Source organism: Arthrobacter sulfonylureivorans, assembly GCF_047607445.1.
GTDB lineage: Bacteria > Actinomycetota > Actinomycetes > Actinomycetales > Micrococcaceae > Crystallibacter > Crystallibacter sulfonylureivorans_A.
The window spans coordinates 145,042-159,211 of record NZ_JBLKRT010000005.1 but is presented as its reverse complement, the minus strand read 5'-3'; the positions used below and the strand labels follow the sequence as shown (position 1 = coordinate 159,211).

The 14,170-nt window shown below is 66.0% G+C and carries 13 protein-coding genes and 1 tRNA gene; 5 read left to right on the top strand and 9 right to left on the bottom strand.

Annotated features, from left to right (window positions below):
• Nucleotides 1–662 precede the first annotated feature (662 nt).
• Complete coding sequence (locus tag ACMX2H_RS04245) at nucleotides 663–1,466, top strand: ABC transporter ATP-binding protein (protein ID WP_414959108.1); 804 nt, start codon at nucleotides 663–665, stop codon at nucleotides 1,464–1,466.
• Between the two features lie 85 nt (nucleotides 1,467–1,551).
• A complete protein-coding gene (locus tag ACMX2H_RS04240; protein WP_414959107.1) occupies nucleotides 1,552–2,865 on the top strand; it encodes an FtsX-like permease family protein in 1,314 nt (437 codons plus the stop codon).
• Between the two features lie 183 nt (nucleotides 2,866–3,048).
• On the opposite strand, the gene thpD is transcribed toward ACMX2H_RS04240, so the two are convergent.
• From thpD to ACMX2H_RS04215, 5 genes are all read right to left on the bottom strand, one after another.
• Nucleotides 3,049–3,954, bottom strand: a complete 906-nt coding sequence (thpD, locus tag ACMX2H_RS04235) for an ectoine hydroxylase (RefSeq protein WP_414959106.1) — start codon at nucleotides 3,952–3,954, stop codon at nucleotides 3,049–3,051.
• A gap of 84 nt (nucleotides 3,955–4,038) precedes the next feature.
• The gene (locus ACMX2H_RS04230; RefSeq protein ID WP_414959105.1) at nucleotides 4,039–4,437 is read right to left on the bottom strand and encodes an ectoine synthase; all 399 of its coding nucleotides are present in this window, start codon (nucleotides 4,435–4,437) and stop codon (nucleotides 4,039–4,041) included.
• A 104-nt stretch (nucleotides 4,438–4,541) separates the two neighbouring features.
• Nucleotides 4,542–5,813 carry a diaminobutyrate--2-oxoglutarate transaminase gene (gene ectB, locus ACMX2H_RS04225; protein WP_414959104.1) on the bottom strand — a complete coding sequence of 424 codons (1,272 nt, stop codon included), beginning with the start codon at nucleotides 5,811–5,813 and terminating at the stop codon, nucleotides 4,542–4,544.
• 142 nt (nucleotides 5,814–5,955) lie between these two features.
• The gene (gene ectA, locus ACMX2H_RS04220; protein WP_414959103.1) at nucleotides 5,956–6,465 is read right to left on the bottom strand and encodes a diaminobutyrate acetyltransferase; all 510 of its coding nucleotides are present in this window, start codon (nucleotides 6,463–6,465) and stop codon (nucleotides 5,956–5,958) included.
• Nucleotides 6,466–7,056: 591 nt separating this feature from the next.
• Nucleotides 7,057–7,129 (bottom strand) — tRNA-Lys (locus ACMX2H_RS04215).
• Nucleotides 7,130–7,319: 190 nt separating this feature from the next.
• Here ACMX2H_RS04215 and ACMX2H_RS04210 point away from each other — a divergent pair.
• The 3 genes from ACMX2H_RS04210 to ACMX2H_RS04200 all read left to right on the top strand — a co-directional run bounded on the left by ACMX2H_RS04210 (nucleotide 7,320) and on the right by ACMX2H_RS04200 (nucleotide 9,886).
• The gene (locus ACMX2H_RS04210; RefSeq protein WP_414959102.1) at nucleotides 7,320–7,967 is read left to right on the top strand and encodes a hypothetical protein; all 648 of its coding nucleotides are present in this window, start codon (nucleotides 7,320–7,322) and stop codon (nucleotides 7,965–7,967) included.
• Between the two features lie 290 nt (nucleotides 7,968–8,257).
• On the top strand, nucleotides 8,258–8,875 hold the full coding sequence (locus ACMX2H_RS04205; RefSeq protein WP_414959101.1) for a nuclease PIN: 618 nt from the start codon (nucleotides 8,258–8,260) through the stop codon (nucleotides 8,873–8,875).
• Complete coding sequence (locus tag ACMX2H_RS04200) at nucleotides 8,876–9,886, top strand: inorganic phosphate transporter (protein WP_414959100.1); 1,011 nt, start codon at nucleotides 8,876–8,878, stop codon at nucleotides 9,884–9,886.
• A gap of 158 nt (nucleotides 9,887–10,044) precedes the next feature.
• Here ACMX2H_RS04200 and pstB read toward each other — a convergent pair whose 3' ends face one another.
• The 4 genes from pstB to pstS form a co-directional block, all read right to left on the bottom strand.
• Complete coding sequence (pstB, locus tag ACMX2H_RS04195) at nucleotides 10,045–10,824, bottom strand: phosphate ABC transporter ATP-binding protein PstB (RefSeq protein WP_136785619.1); 780 nt, start codon at nucleotides 10,822–10,824, stop codon at nucleotides 10,045–10,047.
• A gap of 25 nt (nucleotides 10,825–10,849) precedes the next feature.
• Nucleotides 10,850–11,965: a phosphate ABC transporter permease PstA gene (gene pstA, locus ACMX2H_RS04190; RefSeq protein WP_414959099.1), complete on the bottom strand. Its 1,116-nt coding sequence runs from the start codon at nucleotides 11,963–11,965 to the stop codon at nucleotides 10,850–10,852.
• On the bottom strand, nucleotides 11,965–12,879 hold the full coding sequence (pstC, locus tag ACMX2H_RS04185; protein ID WP_414959114.1) for a phosphate ABC transporter permease subunit PstC: 915 nt from the start codon (nucleotides 12,877–12,879) through the stop codon (nucleotides 11,965–11,967). The genes pstA and pstC overlap by 1 nt, the downstream gene beginning before the upstream one ends.
• 164 nt (nucleotides 12,880–13,043) lie before the next feature.
• The gene (gene pstS, locus ACMX2H_RS04180) at nucleotides 13,044–14,156 is read right to left on the bottom strand and encodes a phosphate ABC transporter substrate-binding protein PstS (RefSeq protein ID WP_414959098.1); all 1,113 of its coding nucleotides are present in this window, start codon (nucleotides 14,154–14,156) and stop codon (nucleotides 13,044–13,046) included.
• Nucleotides 14,157–14,170 lie beyond the last annotated feature (14 nt).

The following is a 14,170-nucleotide window of genomic DNA, read 5'->3' as shown; positions in this document are numbered from 1 at the left end:
CTCACCATACCGACGGCACCGGCAGGTGTCTGCCCCCTGCCGCCTTACCGCTCCGCGGAGGAGGTGTTCTCGATGGTGCGGCCTGTGGGTTCCGACCGTGGATGCGGCCGTCCTCCGGGCTGGTGCACCCGGGCCGCTCGGCTCGGTGTACGGCGGGATAGTGCATCGCGGGCTGCACGGGTTCAGCGCTGTGGCTCGCCTGCCGCCTCGGGGTGCGGAGCTCCTGCTCCGGCAGCCAGATAGTGCGCCGCCATGTACGCGATACGCCACATTGGCTCGCAGGGCCCACCGACAGAGGCTCATTTGCGGAAGTACCAAACATATTTCCTTGCTTTTGCGGGCCGCGTGGTCGTCGGATGTCTGCAATGTGGCGTATCCGTACGGCTGATTGGACGGCGAGATGACGCTGCGGCCCGAGGCAAGTCCAACCGACGAGCAACCGGCAAGGGCGCGGCCTGAGACAGGTCCAGCCGGCGGGCAACCGGCAAGGAGGCGCAAGGGTGTGCGGCCAGACGCAGGCTCCAACCGGCGGGCAACGGGCACGGGCGCGGCCGAAGGCGGGCCCCAACAGGCGTGGCTCCACCCTGGGTATGAGCTCCCAGCCGCCGTTTTCAGCCTTCGGCCCGAGGCGCCGCCGCCATCCGGGCCGCGACGATGGAATCATGAACGAGAACCGCGACTCCACCCCGGCCCCGGCTTCCCCAAGCGCCTCTGCGGCAGCCTACTTCCAGCACCCCAGCCACCCGCCGGTACTCAGCGCCCGCAACCTCACAAAGTCCTACGGCCCAACCACGGCACTGGCCGGACTCTCGCTGGACATCAGGGCCGGCGAATCCGTAGCCATCATGGGCGCATCCGGTTCCGGCAAGACCACACTGCTGCACGTGCTGGCCGGCATCATCCGCCCGGACAGCGGGCAGGTGCATCTGAATCTGCCCGGGCAGAGCATGCAGGTGGAAGCGCTCTCTGAGTCCGCGCGGTCACGGCTGCGCCGCGAGGCCTTCGGCTTTGTCTTCCAGCAGGGCCTGTTGATCCCGGAGCTCAACGCGTTGGAGAACGTGGCAGTTGCGCTGATGCTGAACGGCACGCCGCGCCCGGCGGCCGAAAAAGCCGCCGCCGGTTGGCTGCAGGCGCTGGGCCTGGGCGGAATGGAGCAGCGCCGGATCGGCGAGCTCTCCGGCGGCCAGGCGCAGCGCGTTGCTATCGCCCGGGCCCAAGTGACCGGCGCGGGCGTGATTTTCGCAGACGAACCCACCGGTGCATTGGACTCCGCCACTTCAGCCGACGTGATGCAAGTGCTGCTGGAGTCCACCATTGGCGCCGGGAAAACCCTGATCCTGGTCACCCATGACGACGGCGTGGCGGCCAGTTGCGGCCGTGTGCTCACCATGCGGGACGGCCGGCTGACCGGCGACAGTGCTGGCGGCGTGATCGCGGCAGGCCTGGCGCAGGGCGGCATCCGATGAGCGTCTCGGCAGCTTCCCCGCCTCCCAAGCCAGACCGACCCCGCCCACCAGACCGACGGCTCCGCGGGGCGGGAGCACCGCCGTCGTGCCATGGAAATTGGCCTGGCTGCTGACGCGTCCGGGGAAATCCGGCGGCAGAACTGCGCTGCTGCCGGTGGTGGCGTTCGGGTTGGTCACCGCGCTGTTGCTGACCGTGTTGGCCGGCGCGCTGTCCTTCCTGCGCTGGCGCGACGAACTGGCGTTTCTCTACCAGCTGCTGGCGGTGCTGGCGCTGATCCTGCTGGTTTTCCCGCTGCTGACCCTGGGCGGGTCGGCGGCGCGGCTCTCGGCCCGGCGCCGGGACGACCGGCTGGCCACCCTGCGTCTGCTCGGCGCTACGCCGTCCACGGTTACCGGCATCACCATCATTGAATCAACGGCGTTGGCTGCTGCGGGCGCGGTGGCCGGAGTGGCCGGTTATCTGGTGCTGGGTCCGGCGGTGCAGCTGATCCCGTTCCGTGGCGAGCCGATCGGTGGAGCCTACTGGCTCAGCCCGCTGACGGTAGTCGCAGTGGTGGCCGGCGTGGTGTTGCTGGCCGCCATCAGTGCAGCCGTGGGCCTGCGCAAGGTGGTCATCTCGCCGCTGGGCGTGCGGACCCGCCAGGCTCCGGCGAAGATGCATTGGCTGCGCGCGTTGATCGCCGCTGCGGTGGTGCTGGCCGGCTTCGTCGCGATGAATACCGGCTATGCTTCCACGGCCGTGGCGGTGGCCTTCGTGCTGGGCGCCTTCGCCGCCGGGCTGGCGGTGCTCAACCTCATTGGCCCGTGGGCGGTAGCCGTGATGGGCCGCCGGCAGCTGAGCAAGGCAGGAACGGCGGAGAAGCTGCTGGCCGCCCGGAGCATCCTTGAATCCCCGAAGGCAGCGTGGCGGCAGGTCTCCGGGCTGGCCATGACCAGCTTTGTGGCCGTTTTCGGCGGTACCGGTGTGGCCATGACGGACGGCGTGCCGGGACCGGTCTCAGGTCCTGAACAGTTCCTTAGCGGCGACATCCGCACCGGCATCCTGATCACCATTTTGATTTCGTTTGTCATGATGGCCTGCTCCTCGGGAGTGAATCAGGCGGCTGCGGTGCTGGACCGAGCCGACCTGTACACCAGCCTGGACCACCTGGGCATGCCGCTGAAGACCATGAACGCGGCCCGGACCCGCGCCGTGATGCTTCCACTGGTGCTGGTTTCGCTCGGCTCCGCCGCGGTCTCCTTCCTGCTGATCTTCCCGCTGGCCGGCATGGCCCTGGTGCTGGCGCCGCTCTCCATCCTGACCATCGCGGGCTGCCTGGGCGCAGGCATCCTGGTGGTGTGGGCCGGCCTGCGCACCACCCGCCCGGTACTCAGCAAGGTTCTGGCCGCCGGGCACTAGGTTCCCGTCTGGAGCCCAGTGGCAGGACAAAACGGTGGCCCGCCTCCCGCAGGGTTTCCTTCGGAAGGCGGGCCACCGCCGTCGTTATTTTTTGGCGTCAGTCCAGCACGGCGGCCGTCCCGCGGGACGCGCCCGCACCGGACCGGCGGGGACCGGTGGAGCTACCGGCCGGACCGCGGGGACCTACCGGCCGGCCGGAGTGAATTCCCGGGCGCCGATGTAGTCCGGCCGCTGGGACTTGGCCGCAAAGGGTTCTTCGGCCGTGTTGTCCACGCTGTTGTACACAAAGAAGAGGTTGGAGCGCGGGTACGGCGTGACGTTGCCGTTGGAGGCGTGCATGCAGTTGCAGTCGAACATGGTGGCCCCGCCGGCCTTGCCTTCCATCACGTCGATCCCGTAACGGTCGGCGAAGTCGCGCAGCGTGGCCTTGTCCGGAGTGCCGGCGCCCTGCATCACCAGCGACTGCTTGTAGTTGTCATCCGGGGTCTCGCCCACGCAGGAGATGTACTCCTGGTGCGATCCGGGCATGATCATCAGCGGGCCGTTGTAGGAGTAGTTGTCCGTGAGCGAGATGGAGATGGACACCGTGCGCATGCGCGGCAGGCCGTCCTCCGCATGCCAGGTCTCGAAATCGGAGTGCCACATGAACTCCTTGCCCTCGAACCCGGGCTTGAAGTTCACCCGGGACTGGTGGATGTAGACGTCGGAGCCGAGCAACTGCTTGGCCCGGTCCACCACGCGCGGGTCGTTGGCGATCCTGGCGAAGACCTCGCTGATCTTGTGTACTTCGAAGATGGAGCGCACTTCCTGGCTCTTGGCTTCGACGATGCAGCGTTCGTCAGCGCGGACCGTTGGATCCGCGGCCAGCCGATCCAGTTCCGCCTGGTACGCCTTCACCTCCTCGGGCGAGATCAGCTCCTCGATGTTGAGGTAGCCCTTCTGCTCGAAGCCGGCCAGCGTGGCGGCGTCCATGGGGCCCGCCTCCGCGGATCCCCAGACAACCTTGTCCTGGCGGGGTTGCACGCTGGCTGTTCCTGCCGCCCGCGTGGGGTAAAGGTCAACACGGCTTCGGTCTGCGGTCGCAGTCATCTTTTTCCTCCTCGTGGGTTATTTCTTGTGCCGGGTACGGAAAAGCCCGGCCGGCAAGGTCGCCGACCGGACTCCCGGTGCCGGTCAGCGGACCGGCTCAGCCTCAACGAGCGGGTAAACGCCGTTCTCGTCGTGGACTTCGCGGCCCGTGACCGGCGGGTTGAACACGCACGCCATGCGCAGCTCGGTGGTGGCCCGGACGGTGTGCTTCTCGTGCCCGTCCAGCAGGTACATGGTGCCGTCGCGCAGGTCGTGGACTTCGCCGGTGACCTCGTTGGTGAGTGTGCCTTCGCCCTGGACGCAGTAAACGGCCTCGATGTGGTTCGCGTAGTGGAAGGTGGAAGTGGTGCCCGCGTAAATCACGGTGTCATGGAAGGAAAAGCCCACGCCTTCCCCCGCCAGCACCATCCGGCGGCTACGCCACGTCTCCGACTTCACGTCGCGGTCGGTGTCGTTCAGGTCGTTCAGGTTGGTAACAATCATGGGTACTCCTCGGTGTGGATGGTCTGTGTGTAGTTGCGGTTTGGCCTGCCCCTGAGGCGGCGGCGCGGGGAGGGTGGCGGCGTCGCGGCGCCGCAGCCGACGGGCTAGTGCGCCCCGACCAATTCCGGAACCGCGGTCACGGCGCGGGTGGCCTCGATCAGGATGTCCAGGCCGCGGTCCAGGTCGGCGGCACTGATGGTCAGCGCCGGCATCAGCTTCACTACTTCGCTCTCCGGCCCGGAGGTTTCCACCAGCAGCCCGTTTTGGTAGGCCTCGGCGGCAATCTTGCCGGCGGTCTCGTCGTCGGCAAACTTGACCCCGGCCAGCATTCCCCGGCCGCGGACGCTGGCGCCTTCCACCGATGCGGCGATCCGCTCCAGGCCCTCGTGCAGCTGCGTGATGCGGGCCTTGACCTGCTGCTGGAACTCACCGGTGCGCCAGTATGTCTCGAGCGCGGCCGTTGCCGTCACGAAGGCCGGGTTGTGGCCGCGGAACGTGCCGTTGTGCTCTCCGGCGTCCCAGACGTCCAGCTCCGGCCGGAACAGGGTCAGCGCCATCGGCAGGCCAAAGCCGGAGATCGATTTGGACAGGCAGACGATGTCCGGGGTGATGCCTGCTTCTTCGAAGCTGAAGAACGTGCCGGTGCGGCCGCACCCGGCCTGCACGTCGTCCACAATCAGCAGAATCTCGTGCTTCCGGCACAGTTCGGACAGGCCGCGCAGCCAGCTGGCACGCGCGGCATTCAGGCCGCCTTCGCCCTGGACCGTCTCCACGATCACAGCCGCCGGCTTGTCCACGCCCGAGCCGCTGTCTTCAAGCACGCGCTCCAGCCAGAGGAAGTCCGCGGTCTCGCCGGAGAAGTAGTCGTCATAGGGGATCTTGGAGCTGTTGGTCAGCGGGATGCCCGCGCCCCGGCGCTTCATGGAGTTGCCGGTCACCGACAGCGAGCCCAAGGTCATGCCGTGGAAGGCGTTGGTGAAGGACAGGATGTGCTGGCGGCCGGTGACCTTGCGGGCCAGCTTCAGCGCCGCTTCAACGGTATTGGTGCCGGTGGGGCCGGGGAACATCACCTTGTAGTCCAGATTGCGCGGCCGCAGAATGACGTCCTGGAAGGTTTCCAGGAACTTCCGCTTGGCCGGGGTCTTCATGTCCAGCGAGTGGACTACGGCACCGCTGGCCAGGTACTCCAGCAGCGGCTGCAGCAGGTGCTGGTTGTTGTGCCCGTAGTTGAGCGCGCCGGCACCGGAGAAGAAATCCAGGTAGGTGCGGCCGTCCTCGGCGGTCAGGCTGCTGCCATCGCCGCGGGTGAACACGGCGGGCCAGTTGCGGCAGTAGCCGCGGACCTCGGACTCCAGGGTTTCAAAAATGTCAGTCATAAAACGCTTCCTTCCTCAGTGCGGCCGCGAACGCTCCCGGGTACGGGGCAGCGCCACAGCAGCCGCAGGTCGATTCGTGCGGATGTGCGTTGGTGCAGATGGTGCTTGGCCGTCGTTCGGTGCGCGACGACGCCGGCGGGAATTAGGTGAGCGGGCCGATCCGGTACAGGTACTCGGTGTCGTGCCCGTCGGGGTAGAGTTCCGCGGTGAATAGCGGCTCGCGTTCCATTGGCGCCTCCCGGCGCGACGCGAAGCCGGCGAACAGCCTGATGGAGGCCTCATTGTCCGCAGTGATGGTGGTTTCCACGCGCTCGGCCCGCACTTGCGTCGCCAAGCGGTCCAGCATCTCTGCGGCCAGCTTGCGGCCGCGGAATTCGTGGTCCACGGCGACCTGCCACACCATCAGGGTGTTGGGTTCGCCGGGCCGCATGTAGCCGGTAATGAAACCGGCCGGCTCGCCGTCCACTGTGGCCATCACCGACGTATCGGAGAAGTCGCGGGACCACAACAGATAGGAGTAGGACGAGTTCAGGTCCAGGACCTGGGAATCCCTGGCCATGCGCCACAGGGACTGCCCGTCGTTCAGGGTTGGTTTACGGAATTTTGCTTCGATCCTCGGCTTGGACTGGGCTTCTGCTAGTTCTTCAACCATCCCTTCCAACCTAACGAGGATCGGGGCGTTATCAACCTGGACTTGCTGGATTTGACAAGGGTTCCGGGGAAAATCGAGATCTGTTCAGTCCGCCTCGGTCCCGCCGGATCCCTTGCGCCACCTGCCCTCCGAGGGAATAACGACGGCGGTGCCCGACCCTCGATTTTTCGTTATCATTTCGTGACATAGGGCGTGTGACGGACGGCTCATTCCTTGATCCGAACGGCGGAAAGAGCGCCCTGTAGGCCGTTACGTGAGGGCATTATTCGTAGTCGGGCCGGGGCCCTTGGTGTCGGCGCACCAATCCCTCACTAGACGACTGCTCAGATCCGGCGCCAAAAGCGGGCGCGCAATAAGGCCTGAACTTGGACAGCGTTGCCCGGCAGGACCCTGCACCCCGGCCCAGACCCGGAGGCCCCCAGCCCAGTCCGCCACATCGCACGGACAAAGGAAATGCGGCCCCGGCCGGCACGCTACTAGTCGAAACCGCTTGGTGGAGACCACCAGATAAACCACCATGCGGGGACTACAGTCTCCACCTTCAGACAAAGAATCCCCGCCGTTCCAAAGAACGACGGGGATTCTTGGCGGTGGGCCCTGCGGGGATCGAACCCGCGACCCGCGGATTAAAAGTCCGATGCTCTACCAACTGAGCTAAAGGCCCGCCAGCCGATACCGTCCATCCTGGTCGAGACCGGGACGTGGCGGATTTGGCCGGTTCACAGTTTATCGCACCCACTGCCGCGCATTCGAATCCGCCGTGCCGGTGATGGCGTTGCCCTTGCTGGGACCTGCCGCTGCCCCGGGAGACCGCCTCTCTGTACCGGCGTCAGATGCGGGAGTAGGGTCGTGGCATGAGCCCGAACAACGGAAATGACGTCCCCCGACCGCACAAGCCGAAGCCTTTCGCTCCGCTGGATTTTGAGGACTTCGCCGGCGGCGCCGACCCGGCACGGGTTTCCGAAGCTGCCCATCTGGCAGCCCAGGCTTTGGTACACCGAGGCCGTGGCTCCGATGACCCCGAGATCACCAAGCGCCTGGTCAAGCTCGCCGACCAACAGGGGCTCGAGGCCATAGCCGAGATGTGGTCCGAGAGTCCGGCGCGGTCCCTGCCAGGCGCGCTGTGGCGGCTCTACGCCATCCGCGCTGCGGTTCAGTCCCATCCGGACAAGCTCGCAGCGTTCTTCAAGGCGGGCACGTCATCGGCGGAAGTCTCGAAGGTCATTGCGGGCGTGGCGGAGCCGCCGGGGGCCGATGAAGTACGCGTCATGGCTGACACGATCCTGTCCGGAGCCTTCGACGGCGATTTCGATGTGGCGCTCGACCGGTCCGCGGCCTTTTGCCGGATCGTCGCGCTCGGCCAGACGCATCACGCTGATTCCACCGAGCCTTCGAATGAGAACCACGCCACCAAGCTGACGCTCAGTTCACACCGGCTGGTGAAGACCGCGGAGGACCTTGAGGCGGCGGCAGCCGCCTGGCGTCGCGGCGAACTCGACTGACCGCCAACACCCCTCAAACATGACGCGCGCGTGTACCACAAATACGCCGAGTTGACACGTTTTTCCACGATTTTCCGGGGCTGTTGACATCGGCTCTGAGGCGTAGAAAACTGAAGGTGGTGTCGAACCGTGGCAGCCCCGGGCTCCAACTTTTAGCCGCCTCGAGCGGCCTTCCGCCGAGAGGCGCTCCCGGTTCGGCACCATTAATCTTGTTCACCCAGAGGCGCTAATCTAGGCACGGCGGATGCTTCCCTTCCGCCGTTCGGACCAGTGAGAAAACCGCCGGTGACATGAAGCTAAGCCTCTTCCCGCAGGACACCAAGAGCCTGGAACTGCTCGCACAGACGGCAGCCGAGCTCATGGCAGGAGTCAAGACCCTCTCGGAAATCCTCGGGGCACCCGCAGACGACTACGACAAGCTCGCCGAAGAGCTGCACGACCGGGACGGCAATGTCTCGCGACTGCGTTTTGCACTGCTCACCACCTTGCGCACCAGCTTTGTGAATCCTCTCCCGCGCGAGGACATGTTCCAACTCTCGCTGCATCTGGTCAGCACTTTCGAACACCTCGACGCCGCCGCCGAACTGATTGCCCTGAACCAGGTCAAGCGCCTCTCTGCCCGCGCTTCCGAGCAGCTGGAAGTGATCGGACGGATGTCGGAGATGACCCGGGACGCCATGCCGCGGCTGAACTCTCTGGAAGACCTCGAGGAGTACTGCATCGAGATGGTCCGGCTAGCCAAACGCGCCGAACGCACCCACCGGGTCTGGGTGTCGGAGCTCTTGTCGGACCACAAGGGTGCCACCTTGGCCCGGCACCGCGACGTAGCCGACCAGCTGGTGGGTGCCACCAAGACCCTGCGCCAGGCGTCCCACCATGTGGGGCAGATCCTGGTCAAGGAATCGTAGGTGGAGCTTGTCCTGCTGGTGCTGGTCGTCGCTTTCGCCGGCTGCTTCGCCTTCATCAATGGCTTTCATGACGTCTCCAATGCCGTAGCGGCGGCCGTGCGCACCCGAGCTCTCACGCCGCGCATCGCCGTCGTGCTGGCCTCCATCTGCAACCTCGCCGGCGCCCTGCTTTCCAGCACGCTGGCCTTGCTGATCAGTACCGGCTGGATCGGCCTGCCCGCGGGACAGTCCGGACTGGCCATCCTGCTGGCCGGGCTGCTGAGTGCTAGCGCCTGGGGGGTGTTCACGTGGTGGCTGCGAATGCCTTCGTCGTCAACGCACGCGCTGCTCGGCGGGCTGGTGGGGGCCGGAGCGGCATCCACCGTGCTGGGCGGCGAGAACATCAGCGCCACCGAGAATCCGATCTGGGCCCAACTGGTGCTGCCGTTACTGCTCTCGCCGCTGGTGGCGTTTGCGCTGTCCTACCTGGTGATGGTGCCGCTGACCTGGCTGGCCCGCTACCGGACGCCGCGTGAAGTGGGCCGGACCACCCGGTTGGCCCAGGCGGTGTTTGCCGGAACGTTCTCGCTGGGCCACGGGCTGCAGGACGGCCAGCGGACGATGGCCGTAGTGCTGCTCGCGCTGGTCGCGGCCGGCTACGCCACGGGCGAGCAAATGCCGATCTGGGTGCAAGTCTTCGCGGCCGTGCTGCTGGCGGTTGGAGCGCTCTTCGGCGGCTGGCGGATCTCGCACACCCTCGGTTCCCGGCTGGTACGGATCGATCCCCTGCACGGGGCAGCCGCGCAGGGGGTCGGTTCGGCGATGCTGTTCATCGGCGCGATCGGCCTGCACATGCCGCTCTCCAGCACGCAGACCATGACGTCCTCCATCCTGGGCGCCGGGGCGAGCCAACGGATGAATACGGTGCGCTGGCGGGTGGCCATCCGCGTACTGGCCACTTGGGTGCTGACCTTGGTGGTTACGTCGCTGCTGGGCGGCATCCTGCTGCTGGCGATGGATCCGGTGCTCTGAGCCGAACGGCTTGCAGCCACGGTCCCAGCGGCGGCTGGAGCCTCCTGAGCGGGCCTCTCCCCCGCTACGGATCCTCCGGCTACCCAGGCCTCGCTTAAGCGCGACGGCGGTGCCTCCCGCGCGTGGGGAGGCACCGCCGTCGTACTTGCTGAGGAGGTTTATCCGAAGCGGCCGGACACGTAGTCCTCGGTGGCCTTCTCGAGCGGGTTGCTGAAGATCGTCGGGGTATCGCCGTATTCGATCAGCTTGCCCGGCTTGCCGGTGCCGGCGATGTTGAAGAACGCCGTCTTGTCGGACACGCGGGCTGCCTGCTGCATGTTGTGCGTGACGATCACGACGGTGTACTGGGTCTTGAGTTCCTCGATCAGGTCCTCAATGGCCAGCGTGGAGATGGGATCGAGGGCGGAGCACGGCTCGTCCATCAAAATCACCTGCGGCGAGACCGCGATGGCACGGGCGATGCACAGACGCTGCTGCTGGCCACCGGAAAGGCCCGATCCGGGCTTGTTCAGCCGATCCTTGACCTCATTCCACAGGTTGGCGCCGGTCAGCGACTTCTCCACCAGCGCGTCGGCGTCCGACTTGGAGATCCGCTTGTTGTTCAGCTTTACGCCGGCCAGCACGTTGTCGCGGATGGACATGGTGGGGAACGGGTTGGGGCGCTGGAAGACCATGCCGATCTGGCTGCGCACGGTCACCGGGTCCACGCCGGAGCCATAGAGGTTGTCGCCGTCCAGCAGGACCTCGCCCTCCACACGGGCGCCGGGAAGCACTTCGTGCATCCGGTTCAGGGTGCGCAGGAAGGTGGACTTGCCGCAACCGGAGGGGCCGATGAAGGCTGTCACGGACCGGGCGTCGATGTTGATGTTGACGCCCTCCACGGCGCGGAAGTTGCCGTAGTAGACGTTCAGGTCCTTGACGTCGATGCGTTTGGACATGGGGTTCCTTCTCTTTGGTTCTGGCTCAGCGGCCGGTCTTGGGGGCGAAGATGCGGGCGATGAGCCGGGCAATCAGGTTCAGCAGCATCACGAAGACGATCAGGATCAGTGCTGCGGCCCAGGCGCGCTGCATGCTGGGTTCCACGTTGGTGGGCGAGGTGGGGTTCATCAACTGGCGGTAGATGTAGGTGGGCAGCGTGGTCATCCAGCCGCCGAACACGTTCCAGTTGATGCTGTTGACAAAGCCTGCGGTGACCAGCAGCGGGGCGGTCTCGCCAATGATGCGGGCGATCGCCAGGGTGACGCCGGAGGCAATGCCGGAGATCGCCGTCGGCACGACGACCTTCAGGATGGTGCGCCATTTGCGCACACCCAGCGCGTAGGAAGCCTCGCGGAGTTCGTTCGGCACGATCTTGAGCATTTCCTCGGTGGAGCGGACCACCACGGGGATCATCAGCACGGAGAGCGCGACGGCGGCCACGAAGCCGGTGCGGGTGCTCGGCCCGAAAATGAGCCCGAACAGTGCGGCGGCGAACAGGCCGGCCACAATCGACGGGATGCCTGTCATCACATCCACGAAGAACGTGATGCCGCGCGAGAGCGCTCCGCCCTTGCTGTACTCGACCAGGTAGACCGCGGTGAGCAGGCCGATCGGGACCGAAATGATCGTGGCCCACATGGTGATCAGCAATGTGCCGACAATGCCGTGATAGGCGCCGCCGAGCACTTCGGTTCCGTTGGCTACCGTCTGGTTGTCCACCATGCCGGTCATGCCGTTCATGGAGGTGAAAACAAGGTTGTAGCTCAGCCCGGCAATGCCGTTCTGCAACACCGTCCAGATCACCGAGATCAGCGGCACAACGGCAATGATGAAGGCGGCGAAGATCAGGTTGGTGGCGAAGCGGTCCTTGGCCTTGCGGGCGCCCTCCACCGAGAGGGTGACCAGGTAGCCGGCGATCACGAAGATCACGGCCGAGATCAGCGCCCAGGAGACCAGGCTGAAGCCGAGCAGCGAGGATGCCGCCGCGCCGAGGACGAGCGATCCTGCTGCGACGGCCCAGATGGCCCAGCCGGGCAGCTGGTTTTTGGTCAGCGTGTTGCGCTTGACCGGCGCGGGGGCGTCAGTGAGCATTTTGGACATCAGTTGGCTCCCGAGAATTCCTTGTGCCGGCTAATGATCCAGCGGGCGATCATGTTCACGGCCAGGGTGATGATGAACAGCACCAGGCCGGCGGCGATGAGTTCGGACAGCCGCAGACCGTATGCTTCCGGGAAGTTCAGGGCGACTTCCGCAGCGATGGTCTGGTTGCCCGACTTGATCAGGCTGGCGATCAGCCCGCCGCCGGACAGCACCATGGCCACCGCCATGGTTTCACCGAGCGCGCGGCCCAGTCCCAGCATCACGGCGCTGATCACGCCCGGGCGTGCGAACGGGAAGACGGCCATCTTGATCATTTCCCAGCGGGTGGCGCCCATGGCCAGGGCGGCCTCCTCGTGGAGTTTGGGCGCCTGCAGGAAGATTTCGCGGCTGAGCGAGGTGATGATCGGCAGGATCATCACGGACAGCACGATGCCGGCCGTCAGCATGGTCTTGCCGGTCTGGCTGGCCGGCCCCGTGAAGATCGGAATCCAGCCGGCGTTCTCCGCCAGCCAGGTGTAGGGTCCCACCAGCGCCGGCGCCAGGACGGCGATGCCCCAGGCACCGTAGACCACCGACGGAATGGCCGCCAGCAGGTCAACCACGTAACCAAGGCCTTGGGCGAGGCGGCGCGGCGCGTAATGCGAGATGAACAGGGCCACGCCCACTCCCACCGGGGTGGCCAGCACCAAGGCGATGGCCGCGGCGATCAGGGTGCCGATGACGATGGGCCAGATGTAGGCGAAGAAGCCCTTTCCGCCCGTAATCGCGGTGGACTCCGCCCCAAACGTTGGCAGGGCCTGCCAGAGCAGGAACGCCGCCACGCAGAACAGCACGAAGAGAATCAGGCATCCTGCGGCAAGCGTCAGGCCGGAAAAGACCTTGTCGCCGGTCCGGCCTCTGCCTGTCTCGGTCATTGTTTGGGACACTTCACAACCCTTCGGGTTCCTTCTGTACTTCGTCTGGCTGTTCTGCCAGTCTTGCTGGTTCGTTCCGTCCCGGCAATGCTGCCGGGCCGGAACACGGCTGCGCCCCGCGCGTCAAACTGCGACGGCGCGGGGCCAACCGGATTCGATGATGACTAGGACTTCACCGAGATGGAGTCGATAGCCTTCTGGGCCTGCTCGCGCAGGGTCTCAGAGATCGGAGCGTTGCCGGCCGAATCCTGGGCGGCCTTCTGTCCCTCTTCGCTGATCACGTAGCTGCCGAAGGCCTTCACCAGGTCCACGGTGTTCTGATCAGCATAGGTGGAGCAGTAGATGTGGTACGAAACCAGCACGATCGGGTAGGCGCCGGACTCGGTGGTGTCGCGCTCGAGGTCCAGGGACATGTCCACGTCGCTGCGGCCCTCAACCGGGGTGGCCACCTCGACGGCCTTGGAGGCTGCCTCGGCGCTGAGCTCGACGTATTCTTCGCCGACCTTGACCTTCACGGTGCCCAGTCCGCCCACGGCGGAAGCGTCCGCGTAGGTGATGGCGCCGTCGGTGGCGGTGGTGGTGGAAACGACGCCGGAGGTGCCCTGCGCGTTCTCGGACTGCAGCTTGGCGGGCCAGTCGCCGGAAACCTCATCGGTCCAGACATCGCCGGCGGCAGCGGACAGGTATTCGACGAAGTTCTCGGTGGTGCCGGACTCGTCGGAGCGGTGCACCACGGTGATGGCGGTGTCGGGCAGTTCGACGCCCCCGTTCTGCGAGGCGATGGCCTCGTCGTTCCACTTGGTGATGTCGCCGCGGAAGACCTTCGCGATGGTCTCGGCGTCCATGTTCACCGAGTCAACGCCTTCGAGGTTGAAGGCGACGGCGATCGGGGAAACGTAGCCGGGGATGTTCATCGCGCCGTCGGGGCCGCAGATTTCCTGGGCCTGCTTCCACTCATCGTCGTCCAGGTAGGCGTCCGAGCCGGCGAACTGCACGCCGCCGCCGAGGAACGCGTCGCGGCCGGCGCCGGAGCCGTCGGGCGAGTACTGCACGCTGGCTTCGGGGTTCTGAGCGGTGAAGCCGGCCATCCAGGCCTGCATGGCCGAATCCTGCGAGGAAGCACCGGCACCGGACAGGGTGCCGGAAACGGTCGACGCGGACTCGGTGCTGCCGGCTGCTGCCTGGTTTCCGGTGGCGTTGTCCGAGCCACATGCGGTCAGTGCCAGAGCTGCAACGGAGAGGACGGCGGCCGCGCGGCCGATGCGAATTGCCTTCACGAGTATGGTCCCTT

Excerpts from the sequence above, each read along its gene's own strand:
- ACMX2H_RS04245 (WP_414959108.1), top strand. The coding sequence starts at position 663 with ATGAACGAGAACCGCGACTCCACCCCGGCCCCGGCTTCCCCAAGCGCC.
- thpD (WP_414959106.1), bottom strand. The coding sequence starts at position 3,954 with ATGACTGCGACCGCAGACCGAAGCCGTGTTGACCTTTACCCCACGCGG.
- ACMX2H_RS04230 (WP_414959105.1), bottom strand. The coding sequence starts at position 4,437 with ATGATTGTTACCAACCTGAACGACCTGAACGACACCGACCGCGACGTG.
- ectB (WP_414959104.1), bottom strand. The coding sequence starts at position 5,813 with ATGACTGACATTTTTGAAACCCTGGAGTCCGAGGTCCGCGGCTACTGC.
- ectA (WP_414959103.1), bottom strand. The coding sequence starts at position 6,465 with ATGGTTGAAGAACTAGCAGAAGCCCAGTCCAAGCCGAGGATCGAAGCA.
- ACMX2H_RS04210 (WP_414959102.1), top strand. The coding sequence starts at position 7,320 with ATGAGCCCGAACAACGGAAATGACGTCCCCCGACCGCACAAGCCGAAG.
- ACMX2H_RS04205 (WP_414959101.1), top strand. The coding sequence starts at position 8,258 with ATGAAGCTAAGCCTCTTCCCGCAGGACACCAAGAGCCTGGAACTGCTC.
- pstB (WP_136785619.1), bottom strand. The coding sequence starts at position 10,824 with ATGTCCAAACGCATCGACGTCAAGGACCTGAACGTCTACTACGGCAAC.
- pstA (WP_414959099.1), bottom strand. The coding sequence starts at position 11,965 with ATGTCCAAAATGCTCACTGACGCCCCCGCGCCGGTCAAGCGCAACACG.
- pstC (WP_414959114.1), bottom strand. The coding sequence starts at position 12,879 with ATGACCGAGACAGGCAGAGGCCGGACCGGCGACAAGGTCTTTTCCGGC.